Raw genomic sequence first — 13,393 nt, 5'->3', positions numbered from 1 at the left:
GGAATTTCATGGACGGCGGCGAACAGCAGACCACGGCCTGGCGGCACGAGCTCATCGAGACGGGCGAATGGGCCGGCTGGTACGCCTATGGCAACGACCCGTTCGAGGATCTCGCCGGCCCCTTCTACTACCGCAAGGACGAAGACGGCCGCCCGATCTGCGCCGTGCGGGCCGAGCCTCGGCACATGAACGGCGGCGGCTTCATGCACGGCGGGGCGCTGATGACCTTCGCCGACTACTGCCTGTTCGTGATCGCCCGCGAGGCGCTGGCCGAGAGCCGCAGCGTGACGGCCACCTTCAACAGCGAGTTCGTCGGCGCGGTGGCCCTGGGCTCGATGGTGGAATGCACGGGCGAGGTGGTGAAGGCCGGTCGCAGCATGGTCTTCGTCCGCGGCCTGATGACCGCCGGCGGCGAACCGGTGATGAGCTTCTCCGCCGTGCTCAAGAAGACCACCATCAGGACCTGATCCGTGCTGGTCGAGCTCACCCCCGCCGACATCCCCGAGTGCATGCGCATCGAACGCCTGCCCGGCTACGAGGCCTTCATCGGCCAGTGGACGGCGGAGGAGCACGGGCAGGAGATGGCCTCCCCGGCCGCCCGCTATCTCGGCTGGCGCACGGACGCGGGCCTGACCGGTTTCGTGATCTTCCAGCGCTATCTCGACCCGGTGGTGCGGCTGCGGCGGATCGCGGTGACGGAGCCGGGCGGCGGGACCGGAACCAGGCTGCTGCTGGCGGTCATCGACTGGCTGTTCGAACGCAACTCGGCGATCGCCGTTGACCTGCACGTCCGGCCCGCCAATGCGCGCGCCATCAAGGTCTATGAGCGCGAGGGCTTCGCGATGGCCGATCCGGAAGACGACAACGCCGAGACCATGATCCTGACCCGCGAGCGGCGGGCGCAACGAAAGGCCGCCACATGAAGCCCCTGGACGCCGCGAAGCTGAAGAAGGCCGCGCCGGGCGCGGCCCTGGTGCTGCTGGCCGGACCGGTCTTCCTGTTCCTGGCCATGGACCTGCTGCTGTTCGTCGTGCTCTCGGGCGGCAAGGCCATGCGGCCGGAGCAGGTCGGGACCCTGGCGAGCGAAGTCGTCTTCGGCCTGTTCGCCGGCTTGCTGGCGTCCTATGGCGTGCGCATGGTCCGCCGGGCCCTGAAGGACTAGGCGTGAGCTTCACGCTTTCCGTCCTCGACCTCTCGCCCGTCAGCGGGGACGGGGCCCAGGCCCAGGCGGTCCGCGACACCATAGAGGTGGCCAAGGCCGCCGAGCGGCTCGGCTATCACCGGTTCTGGGTCGCCGAGCACCACAATATCGGCACGCTCTCGTCCCCCGCCCCGGAGATCCTGATCGCCGCCCTGACCCAGGTGACCCGGACCATCCGCCTGGGGTCGGGCGGCGTCATGTTGGTAAATTACTCGCCGCTGAAGGTCGCCGAGGTGTTCATGGAGCTGGAGGCGCTCGCCCCTGGCCGCATCGACCTCGGCGTCGGCCGGGCGCTCGGCACGGACGGCCGCACCGGCGGGGCGTTGCGTTCGGCGGGCTCGGAGGCCTTCCCGCAGTATTTCGCCCTGCTGAACGCCTGGCTGCTGGACGCCTCCGGCCGCGAGCCGATCACCGAGGCTCACCCCGCCCACGACATCCACGCCAACCCTTCGGGGCCGAGCCATCCCGACCTCTTCATGCTGACCTCCTCGCCCGACAGCGCCGACTTCGCCGGCCGCGCGGGGGTGGGCATGGTGTTCGCCGAGTTCATCGCCCGGACCGACGGGACGCCCTCGGTGGAGGCTTACCGGGCGGCCTTCGAGCCCTCGGTGTTCCGCCAGGCGCCCTGGGCCGGGATCGCCACGATCGCGCTCGCCGCCGAGACCAACGAGGAAGCCCAGCGCCTGGCCGCGCCCATGCGCGCCTCCAACCTCGCCACCCTGTTCAACCAACCCCGCCGCTTCCGCTCCATCCCCGAGGCCCAGGCCTTCTTGGCCGAACACGCGGGCGACTCACGGCTGGGGGGCGTCATGGCCCGCGGGATCGTGGGCGACGCCGAGACCGTGCGCGCCGGCCTGGCGGCGAAGGCTAAGAGCACCGGCGCCGACGAACTCTTCGTCATGGCGGTCGGCCCGACGCTCGAGACCCGGATCCGGTCGCTGGAATTGATCAAACCCGACTAGTGAGCGTGGTCCATGGCTGGCGCGGGCTTCGCCGCCGGCGCGTCGGACAGCCGCGCCTCGATGCGGGTCACGCCGAAGACGCTGCGCCAGCGCTTCTTGTCGCCGGAGACCGCCAGCCGCCAGGGCCCCTCCTTGGCAGGCAGGGCCTGGCCGTCGACCTTGTCGCCCAGCACCACCGTCCCGTCGTGGTAGTCCTTGTCCAGCTCGGCCAGCGAGAACACCGCCTGGAAACCGTCGGCGCCGGTGACGATCACGAAGGCGCGCAGGGGGTCGCCATGCAGCCGCGGCCCGACCGGCAGGCCGCCGGCGCGCAGGACGTAGGCCAGGATCGGGCCTTCATAGGTCTTGGATCCCTTGTCCTGCGGCACGGCCACTTCGGCGCGCGGGAACCCCGCGAAGTCGGCGGCCTTCAGCACCTTGGCCTTGCCGTCGAGGCCGACGACGGTCAGCTCCTGGGCGGCGGCGGGAAAGGCCAGGGCCAGGGTCGCGACGAGGGCGAGGATCCTGATCATCCTAGCGCCCGAACAGTTCGTGCGGCATGGCGCCGACCAGGGCGGCGGTCATGCAGGTGGCCAGGAAGCCGGCGACCAGCGCCTTCCACACCATGCCGATGATCTCGTTGCGCCGCTCCGGCATCAGGACCCCGATGCCCGAGACGGTGATCCCCACCGACCCCACATTGGCGAAGCCGCAGAGCGCATAGGTCATGATCATCCGCGTGCGCTCGCTCATCTCGCCGGCCGGGACGGCGCCCAGTTGGATGAAGGCGATGAACTCGGTGAGCATCAGCTTGACGCCCAGCAGGTAGCCCGCCTTGAGCGCCTCGTCCCAGTGGACGCCCATGGCCCAGGCCAGCGGCGCGAAGAACACGCCCAGCACCCGTTCGATGGTCAGGGGCTCGCCATAGACCGGCGGGAAGACCGAGAGCAGTCCATTGCCGATGGCCACCAGGGCCACGAAGACGATCAGGATGGCGGAGATGTTCAGCACCACCGACAGCCCGTCCATGGTGCCCTTGCTGATGGCGTCGATGGCGGAGTCGTATTTCAGCAGCGAGGTGTAATCGGCATAGGCGCCGCCCAGGCCCTGCTTCTCCGGCACCACGATCCGCGCCAGCAGCACCCCGGCCGGGGCGGAGATGATCGAGGCGACCAGCACGTGCGCGGCCGCATTGGGCAGGCTGGCCTTGAGGATGGTCGCATAGGCCACCATGGTCGAGCCGGCGACCGTGGCCAGGCCCACCACCATCATCAGGAACAGCTCCGAGCGGGTCAGCCGGTCCAGATAGGCGCGGATGACGATCGGGCTCTCGATCATGCCCAGGAAGATGTTGGCCGCCACCGCGAGCGCCGAGGCGCCGCCCAGGCCCATGGTGCGCTGGAACAGAATGCCGAAAATCCGGATCACCCACTTCAGCACGTGCCAGTGCCACAGCAGGGCCGAGAGCGCCGAGATCACCAGGATCAGCGGCAGGACCTGGAAGGCGAAGGTGAAGAGGGCCCCGCTATTGGTCACCTGATAGGGCTGGTCGCCGCCGCCCATGTAGCCGAACACGAAGCGGGTGCCCTGGGCTGTGGCCGCGCCCAGGCCATCGACCCCGTTGTTGATCGTCTGGATCACCGCCTGCGACCCCGGCAGGCCGAACAGCAGCAGGATGAGCACGATCTGGACGAAGATGGCTCCCGCCGCCAGCTTCCACGGGAAGGTCCTGCGGTTCTCCGACATCGCCCAGCAGACGACCAGGATAAAGGCCAGGCCAGCGAGGCTCTGAGCGTTTTCAGGACGGAACATAGATGGCCCCCGGCCTGCGGATTCGCAGGCCTAATACGCCCCTATTGACTACGGAGGCCTACGCCTAAGCAAGCGCATGCGGAACCGCGCCCTTGACGTATGGCCGGATCAGTTTATTTGATTGTGTACAATTTAATTGGAGACAATCAAATGTCAGCTCTCTACGCCACCCAAGCCCGGGCCGTCGGCGGCCGCGCCGGTCATGTCGAAACCCTGGACGGCCTGCTCAGCGTCGATCTCGCCCTGCCCAAGGAGATGGGCGGCCGCGGCGGCGCCACCAATCCGGAGCAACTGTTCGCCGCCGGCTACGCGGCCTGTTTCGAGAACGCCGTGCGCTTCCTCGCCGGCCAGCAGAAGATCCCGCTGAAAGGCGCGGCGGTCACCGCCCAGGTGGAGCTGCATCCCCGCGCCGAGGGCGGCTTCAAACTGGCCGTGGCGCTCGACGCCGAGACCCAAGGCCTCGACCAGGCCGCCGCCGAGGCCCTGGTGGACGCGGCCCACCAGGTCTGTCCCTATTCCAACGCCATTCGCGGCAATGTCGATGTTGCGATAACCGTTCGGGCGGAATGACTAAGAGCGCGACCCAGACCCCCAAGACCGGACCGGCCGCCCGCGGGGCGGCCGGCGAGGCCCTGCGCCTCGACAACCAGCTCTGCTTCGCCCTCTACGCGGCGAGCGGGCTGGTCACCCGCGCCTACCGGCCCCTGCTGGAGCCCTTGGGCCTGACCTATCCGCAGTACCTGGTGATGATGGCGCTTTGGGAGCGCGCGCCGCGCACGGTCAAGGAACTCGGCCAAGCCCTGGACCTGGACTCAGGGACCCTGACCCCGCTGCTGAAGCGCCTGGAGACCGCCGGCTTCGTCGTCCGCCGGCGCGATTCGGTGGACGAACGCCGGGTGCAGATCGAATTGACGGAAGCTGGTCATGCGCTGCGCGACCGCGCCGCCGAGGTGCCGGCCGCCCTGGCCTGCCAGCTGCACCTGCCGCTCGACGAGATCGTCGGCCTGCGCGCCACCCTGCAGGACCTGGCGCGCAAGCTGCGTTAGCGCGCGCCCAGCCGCATCAGCACCTCGCGCGGAATGCCGTAGTGGGCGATGGCCGGCTTCTGGTCGCGGATGCCGCAGGCTTCGCGCTGGATGAAATAGTACCAGACCGCCGTGGCCGCGGCCTTCACCAGGGCCGCTCGATCACCCGCCGCGCCGTCATTGGCGTCGAAGGCCTTCAGCTCGGCGAGGGTGTTTTCGACCCGCTGGCCGGCGCGACCGAGGGACGCGCCCTTCTCGGCCATGATCTCGGCTTCGATGGCGTCGGCGCCGGTCTCGAACGAGAACCGGTGGCCCAGCGGGAGGCGGAGGTTCGACATGCCGCCCAATATGGCGGCCACCTCCACTCGCTGTCATCCCGGAAAGCCGCGAATGCGGCTTGTCCGGGACCCATACGCGCGGGAAGCCTCCAGTTGGCGAGGCCTCTCCGCATCCTGCGCGAGCGATGTCTATGGGTCCCAGACAGCCGCTGCGCGCCTTCCGGGATGACATCCAGGGCTATTTCCCGGTCAGTTCCTTCACCAGGTTGGTCGCGCCATAGACCTTGGCCAGGGCCTCGGTGGCCGCGGCGGTGGCCACGACCACCGTGCGGTTGATGGTCCCGTCATAGCCATAGGCGCCGCCCAGCGAGTGGATGTTGCCGTCGAAGGCCGCGCCCAGCACCTCGCCCCTGGCGCTCACCACCGGCGAGCCGGAATTGCCGCCGATGATGTCGTTGGTGGTGACGAAGTTGTAGACCGTGTCCGGATTGACCTTGTCCTTGGCCTCGATCCAGCGCGGCGCGAGTTCGAAGGGCTCGGCGCCTGTGGCCCGCTCGTAGAGACCGGCGAAGTTGGTCGTGGCCGGGATGGTGGTCCCGCGATAGGTCCAGCCGGCGACCTTCCCGTAGGAGAGCCGCAGGGTGAAGGTGGCGTCGGGATAGACCGCGTCGCCATAGACGGCGAACTTGGCCCGGGCGATGCGCTCGGCGGCGCGGTCAACGGGGCCGGCGACGTCGGTCTCCCAGACCTTGCGCACGGCGCGCGCGGCCGGATCGTTGCGCAGGAACAGCTGGATGATCGGATCGTCGGAGGCCTCGATCGCCGCCAGGCCGCCGTCCCACAGGGCCTTGCGTACGGCCGGATCAGCGAGCTTGGACCCCTTCACGGCGCGGGCCGCCAGACCCTCGGGGCTTTCCTTGCCCAGCACCGCCTTCACCGCCGCGTCGTCGGTGGTCAGATACTCGCGGGTCTTCGACAGCCAGAAGCCGAGATAGACCTCCTCCAGTTCCGCATCGATCGGCTTGTGGTCCAGGAGCTGCTTCTCGATCAGGGGCAGGCGGACATCGGCGTATTCAGCCAACCGCTCGGCCGCCGGCTTGCTGCGCTCCTGGGCGGCGCGGACCAGGGTCTCGGCGTAGTCGTAGAGGTTGGAATAGGTCGCCCCGGCCTCAATCTGGCGATAGCGCAGGTAGTTGTTCGCATAGGCCTCCTGGGCCTTGGCGATCTCGCCCCAGGGGTCGCCGATGTCGGCCGAGAGCGCCGCGTCGGCGGCGACCTTGGACTTCAGCTCGGCCTCCTGGGCGCGCTTGGCGTCCATGAAGCTCTTGTCGTTCAGCACGAACTGGCGGCCGAAGAACACCTTGAACGAGTTCTCGACCCCGAACAGCGGATCGGTGGCGATGCGCTTGTGCTCAGGCCCCTCCTCGGAGAAGCGGGCCAGCCGGCCGCGGATCTCGGAACGCTGCAGCTGGCCGACGGGGATCGTCAGGTCGCGCAAGGTCTCGAGCTGGGCCACGGTCTGCAGGCGGTCGGTGGAGCCGGGATTTCCGGAGACGAAGGTCGGCTCGCCTTCCTTCGGCGCGCGGGTCGCCCAGGTCAGGTGCTGGGGCGTCACCACCGGCTTGTTGTCCTGGTAGAGCCGCAGGAAGCCGATATCGAGGTTGTAGCGGGGGAAGTTGAAATTGTCGGGGTCGCCGCCGAAGAAGGCCGTGGCGAACTCCGGCGCGAAGACCAGGCGGACGTCGGCGTACTTGCGGAACTTGTAGAGCTTGAACTGGCCGCCCCGGTACAGGCTGACCACCTGGCAGCGGAGCAGCGGGTCGGTCCCGCACCCGGTCTGTTCGGCCGCCGCCATGGCGGCGTCGCGCGCCTTGACGAAGTCCTGGCCGGTCTTTCCGGCGGTCGCGGCCCTGATGTCCTTGGTCAGGTCAGTGATCGAGGTCAGGATCTCGGCCTGCATGCCGGGGCACTTGCGCTCCTCGGCCTGGTTCACCGCGGCGAAGCCCGCCTTCACGAAGTCGGTCTTCTCCGAGGACAGGTCCTGCACGCACTCGACCACGCAGTGGTGGTTGGTGAGCACCAGGCCCGACTTGGAGACCACCGAGGCCGAGCAGCCGGAGGTGAGCCGCACGGAGGCCGCCTGCACCCGGTCCAACCACTTCTGGTCGAGCTTCAGGCCGTAGGCGGCGTTGACCTTGGCGGTGGGGAAGTTGTCGAACGTCCACATGCCCTCGTCGGCGAGCGCGGGCGACGTGGCGGCGAGAAGGCCGACACAGGCCAGCAGGCCGGTGGTTGCGCGCAGACCACCGGTGATTACACCGAATTTAGGTAGGGTCATTCGTATCGCACCTGAGTGACGCGGGCCCTGACGGGGCCTGGGATTGGGCGGGCTGTGTAACAATGGCGGCGACCTGTGACCAGCCTCCGGACGCCCGCCTTACCGTGATTTAACTTGGTTCGCCCCCTACGCGACGTCACACCCTGAGGTCCCTGGGAGGGACCCATGTCGCTGGCTCTGGCCACCTTGATCTACGAATGGCGCCGCTATCTGGCCGCCGTGATCGCGCTCGCTTTTTCGGGCCTGCTAATCCTGGCCCAGGTGGGGATGTTCACCGGCATCGTGCAAGCCGCGACGGCCACCATCGACCGCTCGCGCGCCGACCTGATGATCATGCCGGCCAAGTCCGAGAGCCTGATCAACTCGGGACCCTCCAGCCTGCCGCGCCGCATCGGCCCCCAGCTCTACCTGCACCCGCAGGTGGCGGAAGTCGCCAGCTTCGACGGCGGCGGCGGCCGCTGGATCAACCAGCCCACCGGCAAGCAGAAGCAGATCACCACCTTCGTGCAGGTGAACATGGTCGACACCGAGGTGGGCGCGCTCACCCTGCCCGTCGACTACCCCGAGAGCGTGCGGGTCGCGCTGATGGAGCCCAACGCCATCGCCATCGACCGCTCGGCGCTGGGCCGCCTGGGCGTGAAACTGGGCGACTCCGCCTCCCTGAACGGCAAGACGGTATGGGTGCGCGCGCTGCTGGACGGCTATCCCGACATCAACCAGGCCTCGGTGGTGGTCTCCCGCGACACCCTTCGTCGCCTGGGCATGATGGAGAAGGGCGAGAAGACCGGGCCGCTGATGGTCCGGGTCAAGAACCCCGCCCAGGCCGAACTGGTCCGCGACCAGCTCAACGCCGACGCCAAGGGCGCCTATCGCGCCTGGACCCGCGCCGAGCTCGCCGAAGCCAATGAGGGCGCGCTGATGAAGGAACAGATCATCGGCATCTTCATCGGCTTCTCGGTGTTCCTGGGCTTCCTGATCGGAGTGGGCATCACCTCCCAGACCCTGCGCGGCGCGATCCTGGCCAATATCAAGGAGTTCGCCTCCCTGAGGGCGCTGGGCGTCTCCATGGGGTCGCTGCGGCTGATCGTGCTGGAGCTGTCGTTCTGGGTCGGCTGCGTCGGCCTGGCGGCCACCGGCCTCTTCACCTTCCTGGTCGCCCTGCTGGCCAAGAACGGCGGCCTGCCCATGGGCTTCCCGGTCCCCTGGGTGATCGGCGTCGGAGTCCTACTGATGATCATCTCGCTCGCCTCCGGCCTGATGGCCCTGGGCATCCTGAAAAAGAGCCAACCCGCGGACCTGCTGCGATGAACGACCCCCATACCGTCGCCATCCAGGGGACCGGCCTGGTCAAGCGCTTCAAGACCGGCCGGACCCATATCGAGGTGCTGAAGTCGGTCGACTTCGAGGCCCGCCACGGCGAGATGACCATGGTCATGGGCCCCTCGGGGTCTGGCAAGTCGACCCTGGTCGCCGCCCTCTCCGGCCTGCTGAAGCCCGACGCCGGCAAGGTGACCGCCATGGGCGAGGACCTCTGGTCCCTGCGCCCCGGCAAGATCGACAAGTTCCGCCTCGACCACTGCGGCTTCATCTTCCAGGGCTTCAACCTGTTCGGGGCGCTCTCGGCCCTGCAGCAGGTGACGACGATCCTCAAGTACAAGGGCTTCTCCCCCGAGGAGGCCCGCGACCGCGCCGCCGTGGCGCTCACCGAGGTGGGCCTGGGCGCGCGCCTCAACCAGCGCCCGGCTGAGCTTTCCGGCGGCGAGAAGCAGCGGGTGGCCATCGCCCGGGCGCTCGCCAAGGAGCCGCGCCTGCTGTTCGCCGACGAGCCCACCAGCGCGCTCGACGGCGAGAACGGCCAGATCGTCATCAAGCTCCTGCAGCGCGCGGCCAAGCAGCACGGCGCGGCGGTGATCTGCGTGACCCACGACCCGCGGCTGGAAGCCTATGCCGACCGCATCATCCACATCGAGGACGGCCTGATCCTGGACGACCGGCGCACCGACCATGCGTCCGCCCAGACCCCCGACCGTCAACCCGAGCTCATCGGAGCCTGAGACCATGTTCGCCTTCCTCAAGTCCCATCGCATCAAGTTGATCGTCTTCGTCCTCGCGGCGGTGCTGGGCGGCGGCGGTTTCGTCTATTCCAGCCAGGCCAAGGCCAAGAAGGAAGAAGCCGCCAAGGCCGCCGCGGCCAAGGCGCCCAAGAGCCCCTATGTGGCCATCGCCAACGGCAAGGCCGACGTGGAAGGCGGCATCATCCAGGTCGCCGCCCGCCGCGCCGGCATCGTGCGCGAGGTCCTCGTCCAGGAAGGCGACCGCGTCGTGAAGGGCCAGATTCTCGCCCGCCAGGAAGACGACGAGCCGCGCCTGGCCGCCGCCCACGCCGCGGCGGCGGTCCACCAGGCCCAAGCCCAGATCTCCATGCTCAACGTCCAGCTCACCACCGCCCAGCGCGAGCACGCGCGCCTGCAGGGCCTGGTCTCCACCAACTTCGTGGCCGGCCAGCGCATGGACCAGGCCGCCGACAAGATCCGCGAGGCCCAGGCCAATCTCGAGGCCCAGCGCGCCGCCGTCCTCACCGCCCAGGCCTCGCTGGAAGAGGCCCGCTACAACCAGGAACTGACCATCATCCGCGCCCCGGCCGACGGCCGCATCGCGCGGCGCTACGCCAATCCCGGCGCCGGCGCCTCGACGCTGAACGTCTCCAACATGTTCGATCTGGAGCCCTCGGCCCCGCGCATCGTCCGCGCGGAGATCGCCGAGAGTTCGCTCAGCCACGTGGCCATCGGCCAGGCCGTGGAGATCTCGCCGGAGTCCGACCCCAAGAAGGTCTTCACCGGCAAGGTGATGCGCCGCGCCGCCGTCTTCGGCGCCCGCAAGCTGCAGTCCGACGACCCCAGCGAACGTACCGACGACCGCGTGGTCGAGGTGGTGGTCAGCGCCGACTCGGCGCCCTTCTTGATCGGCCAACGCGTGCTGGTGAAGTTCATGCGCCCGGGCGCGACGACCCTGGCAGCGCGGTAGGTCGTCCTTTTCCCTCCTCTTCATGGGGAGGGCAGGCCGCGTAGCGGTCGAGGGTGGGGCTTTCTGAAGCTCTCCCGAAGATTGCCGGACTTCCCCACCCTGGCGGCTCCGCCGCCGTCCCTCCCCATAAAGAGGAGGGAAAAGGTCTGTTGACGTCCCTCTCGCCGCGCCGCACAACCCGGGCCGATTTTCAAACCCCTGTTCGGACGGGAGACTTCGATGGCGGACATCCGCTTTGACGGCAAGGTGGCGATCGTCACGGGCGCGGGCGGCGGTCTCGGCCGGCAGCACGCCCTGGAATTGGCGCGGCGCGGCGCCAAGGTCGTCGTGAACGACCTGGGCGGCTCGATGGACGGTTCGGGCGGCTCCTCGGCCGCGGCCGACGCGGTGGTCGCCGAGATCAAGGCCTTCGGCGGCGAAGCCATCTCCAACGGCTCCTCGGTCACCGACGACGCCGGCGTCGCCCTGATGGTCAAGCAGGCCATGGACGCCTGGGGCCGCATCGACATCCTGATCGCCAACGCCGGCATCCTGCGCGACAAGTCGTTCGCCAAGATGGAGATGGCCGACTTCGAGCTGGTGCTCAACGTCCACCTGATGGGCACCGTGAAGCCCACCAAGGCCGTCTGGGAGATCATGCGCGAGCAGAACTACGGCCGCATCGTGGTGACCACCTCGTCCAGCGGCATGTACGGCAACTTCGGCCAGGCCAACTACGGCGCGGCCAAGCTCGGCATCATCGGCTTCATGAACACCATCAAGCTCGAGGGCCAGAAGAACAACATCCACATCAACGCCATCAGCCCGGTGGCCGCGACCCGGATGACCGAGAACCTGATGCCCCCCGCGGTGCTGGAAAAGCTGAAGCCGGAATACGTCACCCCCGGCGTGGTCTACCTGGCCTCCGAGGAAGCGCCCACCGGCGCCATCCTGACCGCCGGCGCCGGCGCCTTCGCCATGACCCGCCTCTACGAGACCGAGGGCGTCTATCTCGGCGAGGGCGGCCTGTCGGTGGAAGAGGTCCGCGACAACTGGGCCAAGATCTCCGACCCGACCGGCCAGCAGGCCTATGTCAACGGCGGCGAGCAGAGCGGCAAGTTCTTCCGCAAGATGCAGGGCGGCTAAGTCCGGCTCCAGATTGTGCTTTCGGCGGGCGGCGGCTTCGAAGGAGGCCGCCGCCCGTTTTGTTTCACGAAATTCACTTGCGGGCTCCCAACTAATCGCGCGTAACCTAGCGGCATTGGACGCCCGCCAGAGGCGACGCATTACGGGAGCAGCGATATTGTCTAAGGCCTCTTCGGCGGGTCGAACCGGTCGGCTGCCCCTGTCCACCGCCCTGGCCTTCGCGGCCACCAGCCTGCCCATTTCCGCCGTGGCCATCGCGGTCTCGGTCTATCTGCCCCGCCACTACGCCAGCCATCTCGGCGTCGACCTGGCCCTGGTCGGGGCCGCCTTCTTCATCGTGCGCATGATCGACATCCCCATCGACGGCCTGCTCGGCTGGACGATGGACAAGACGCGCACGGCCTGGGGCCGCTACCGGGTCTGGACGATCCTGGGCGCGCCCGTCCTGATGGGCGGCATCTTCCTGCTGTTCATGCCGCCGGATGGGGTCGGCCGCGGCTACCTGATCTTCTGGTTGCTGGTCATGTACCTGGGCAACTCGATCCTGACCCTGTCCCACGTGGCCTGGGCCGCGACGCTCGCGCCGCACTACAACGACCGCTCCCGCCTGTTCGGGATCATGACCGGGATCGGCGTCCTGGGCGCCGCCTCCGTCCTCGCCATCCCGATCATCAACGAAGCGATCGGAGCCTCGGACGCCGGCAACGTGGCGACCATGGGCTGGTTCATCTTCCTGCTGACCCCCATCGCCGCGGCCCTGGTGGTCTGGCGCACGCCCGAGAAGATCGCCCCGGAGGTCGAGGGCCACGCATTCCGCCTGCGCGACTACGGCGCCCTGATCATGCGGCCGTCCTTCGCCCGAATCCTGCTGGCCGACCTCTGCCTGTCGCTCGGTCCCGGCTGGATGAGCGCCCTCTATCTGTTCTTCTTCACCGACAGCCGCGGCTTCACCACAGGCCAGGCCAGCATCCTGCTGGCCGTCTACATCCTGGCGGGCTTCGTCGGCGCGCCGCTGATGGGCCGGCTGGCCACCATGGTCTCCAAGCACCGCGCGACCATGGTCGCCACCACCGGCTACTCGCTGACCCTGGTCTCCCTGATGGCCATCCCGCAGGGCAACATGGCCATCGGCGTGATCCCGATGTTCGTGGCCGGCTTCTTCGCCGCGGGCTTCAACGTCCTGACCCGGGCCATGACCGCCGACGTGGCCGACGAGGTTCGGCTGGAACAGGGCAAGGAGCGCGCGGGCCTGCTCTACGCCATGACCGTCATGACCACCAAGATCGCCGGCGCCTTCTCCATCGGCCTGACCTTCTTCGTGCTCGACAAGGTGGGCTACATCGCCAAGGAGGGCGTGGAGAACACCCCCGCGGCGGTCCACAATCTGGAACTCGCCTACCTGATCGGCCCGGTGGTCTTCGTCATGCTGGGAGGCGCCTGCATGATCGGCTACAAGCTGGGCGCCGTGCGTCACGCCGACATCCGCCGCCAGCTCGACGAACGCGACGCCCTCTATGACGAGGCGCCGATCATCGAGAGCGTGACCGCCGAGGCCGCCACGGTGACTCCCGCCGGACGAACCTGACTATTTCCTTTTCCGCGGTCCTGGGGAAACCTGGGATCGTTATTTGACGACTCGGCGCGGCGTC

Annotated in this window: 15 protein-coding genes; 11 read left to right on the top strand and 4 right to left on the bottom strand. The window is 68.4% G+C overall.

Annotation, left to right across the window (positions count from 1 at the left end):
• Positions 1–8 precede the first annotated feature (8 nt).
• Genes V6M51_RS15015 through V6M51_RS15000 form a run of 4 tightly spaced genes read left to right on the top strand, consistent with a single transcriptional unit; the run spans position 9 to position 2,163 of the window.
• The gene (locus V6M51_RS15015; protein ID WP_332768423.1) at positions 9–467 is read left to right on the top strand and encodes a PaaI family thioesterase; all 459 of its coding nucleotides are present in this window, start codon (positions 9–11) and stop codon (positions 465–467) included.
• 3 nt (positions 468–470) lie between these two features.
• Complete coding sequence (locus V6M51_RS15010; RefSeq protein WP_332768422.1) at positions 471–923, top strand: GNAT family N-acetyltransferase; 453 nt, start codon at positions 471–473, stop codon at positions 921–923.
• Positions 920–1,162 (top strand): hypothetical protein, encoded by a 243-nt coding sequence (locus V6M51_RS15005; RefSeq protein ID WP_332768420.1) that lies wholly within the window; start codon positions 920–922, stop codon positions 1,160–1,162. The genes V6M51_RS15010 and V6M51_RS15005 overlap by 4 nt, the downstream gene beginning before the upstream one ends.
• Before the next feature lie 2 nt (positions 1,163–1,164).
• Complete coding sequence (locus tag V6M51_RS15000; RefSeq protein ID WP_332768418.1) at positions 1,165–2,163, top strand: LLM class flavin-dependent oxidoreductase; 999 nt, start codon at positions 1,165–1,167, stop codon at positions 2,161–2,163.
• Here the strand turns inward: V6M51_RS15000 and V6M51_RS14995 are convergent.
• Positions 2,160–2,675, bottom strand: coding sequence for a molybdopterin-dependent oxidoreductase (locus V6M51_RS14995; protein ID WP_332768416.1), 516 nt, complete (start codon positions 2,673–2,675; stop codon positions 2,160–2,162). The two genes, V6M51_RS15000 and V6M51_RS14995, sit on opposite strands and share 4 nt — an antisense overlap.
• Position 2,676: 1 nt before the next feature.
• Positions 2,677–3,954 carry a NupC/NupG family nucleoside CNT transporter gene (locus tag V6M51_RS14990; protein WP_332768414.1) on the bottom strand — a complete coding sequence of 426 codons (1,278 nt, stop codon included), beginning with the start codon at positions 3,952–3,954 and terminating at the stop codon, positions 2,677–2,679.
• Between the two features lie 150 nt (positions 3,955–4,104).
• Here V6M51_RS14990 and V6M51_RS14985 point away from each other — a divergent pair, with 150 nt between their 5' ends.
• Positions 4,105–4,524, top strand: coding sequence for an organic hydroperoxide resistance protein (locus tag V6M51_RS14985; RefSeq protein WP_332768413.1), 420 nt, complete (start codon positions 4,105–4,107; stop codon positions 4,522–4,524).
• Complete coding sequence (locus V6M51_RS14980) at positions 4,521–5,000, top strand: MarR family winged helix-turn-helix transcriptional regulator (RefSeq protein ID WP_332768412.1); 480 nt, start codon at positions 4,521–4,523, stop codon at positions 4,998–5,000. Before V6M51_RS14985 ends, V6M51_RS14980 begins: the two co-directional genes overlap by 4 nt.
• Here the strand turns inward: V6M51_RS14980 and V6M51_RS14975 are convergent.
• On the bottom strand, positions 4,997–5,338 hold the full coding sequence (locus tag V6M51_RS14975; protein WP_332768411.1) for a DUF6665 family protein: 342 nt from the start codon (positions 5,336–5,338) through the stop codon (positions 4,997–4,999). The genes V6M51_RS14980 and V6M51_RS14975 overlap by 4 nt on opposite strands.
• Before the next feature lie 157 nt (positions 5,339–5,495).
• Positions 5,496–7,595 (bottom strand): S46 family peptidase, encoded by a 2,100-nt coding sequence (locus tag V6M51_RS14970; protein ID WP_332768409.1) that lies wholly within the window; start codon positions 7,593–7,595, stop codon positions 5,496–5,498.
• 165 nt (positions 7,596–7,760) lie between these two features.
• On the opposite strand from V6M51_RS14970, the gene V6M51_RS14965 reads away from it, so the two are divergent.
• The 5 genes from V6M51_RS14965 (at position 7,761) to V6M51_RS14945 (ending at position 13,329) form a co-directional block, all read left to right on the top strand.
• Entirely contained in the window at positions 7,761–8,903 is a 1,143-nt protein-coding gene (locus tag V6M51_RS14965; protein WP_332768407.1) for an ABC transporter permease, read from the top strand.
• Positions 8,900–9,649: an ABC transporter ATP-binding protein gene (locus V6M51_RS14960; protein WP_332768406.1), complete on the top strand. Its 750-nt coding sequence runs from the start codon at positions 8,900–8,902 to the stop codon at positions 9,647–9,649. The genes V6M51_RS14965 and V6M51_RS14960 overlap by 4 nt, the downstream gene beginning before the upstream one ends.
• Positions 9,650–9,653: 4 nt before the next feature.
• Positions 9,654–10,619 (top strand): HlyD family secretion protein, encoded by a 966-nt coding sequence (locus V6M51_RS14955; RefSeq protein ID WP_332768405.1) that lies wholly within the window; start codon positions 9,654–9,656, stop codon positions 10,617–10,619.
• 219 nt (positions 10,620–10,838) lie between these two features.
• Positions 10,839–11,744 (top strand): SDR family NAD(P)-dependent oxidoreductase, encoded by a 906-nt coding sequence (locus V6M51_RS14950; RefSeq protein ID WP_305676518.1) that lies wholly within the window; start codon positions 10,839–10,841, stop codon positions 11,742–11,744.
• A 157-nt stretch (positions 11,745–11,901) separates the two neighbouring features.
• Complete coding sequence (locus V6M51_RS14945) at positions 11,902–13,329, top strand: MFS transporter (RefSeq protein WP_332768403.1); 1,428 nt, start codon at positions 11,902–11,904, stop codon at positions 13,327–13,329.
• Positions 13,330–13,393 lie beyond the last annotated feature (64 nt).

Source organism: Phenylobacterium sp. (assembly GCF_036677185.1).
In the GTDB taxonomy this organism is placed as follows: Bacteria; Pseudomonadota; Alphaproteobacteria; order Caulobacterales; family Caulobacteraceae; genus Phenylobacterium.
Note: the sequence above shows the minus strand (reverse complement) of the source record. Positions and strands in the feature narration are given on the sequence as shown.